Annotated in this window: 1 protein-coding gene; it reads right to left on the bottom strand. The window is 48.6% G+C overall.

What is annotated here, in order from left to right:
- Nucleotides 1–570, bottom strand: a 570-nt coding sequence (locus N1032_RS26870) for a hypothetical protein (RefSeq protein WP_259543736.1), incomplete at both ends; no start/stop codon positions are given.

Here is a 570-nt window from a genome sequence, read left to right as displayed (position 1 = left end):
GCCGGTATAAACATCTTTATATGCCTGCTGTTGTGCCTGATTACCGCCCTGATAAACATCCTCCGCTTGTTCTCCAAACTTACCAGCCATAGCTCTGGCCTGAGCATTACCACCTAATAGACCGCGCTCCGCTGCTCCACCATAGAGAGCACCACCGGCTTTCTTTGTACCAACACCCAAACCTAACAGGAGCATATTCTCTGTGTCTGCCTGAGCGATGTTTTCAGAGGTAAGAGGAATGCCCTGATCCTGAAGTTGTTTAACAGTCATAGCATGAACGTTAGCCGCTTCACGGAGGAAACCGCCGCCCATTGTATAGGGCAGGGCATTAGCAATAGCCTGGCCTTGTTCAGTTTCAGGCTGTAGAGCCTGACTTACAGCATTATCACTGCCAAACGTATCACGGCCATAAATATCAACCGGGTTTTGTGAAGAATCGCGGGTAATAGTTTCAGGTGCAATAGAATGGCCTAAAGCTACTGATGTATTTATCAGCGTGTTAGGTAGCTGAGCGATAGCCTGTCCGGTTTCCCTTAGACCAGTTACCGCTCCTTTCCAGAGTTGGTAATC

Origin of the sequence: Herbiconiux daphne (assembly GCF_024979295.1) — a bacterium.
In the GTDB taxonomy this organism is placed as follows: Bacteria; Actinomycetota; Actinomycetes; order Actinomycetales; family Microbacteriaceae; genus Herbiconiux; species Herbiconiux daphnes.
The sequence above is the reverse complement of the archived record's forward strand: the minus strand, read 5'-3'. Positions and strand labels throughout refer to the sequence as shown.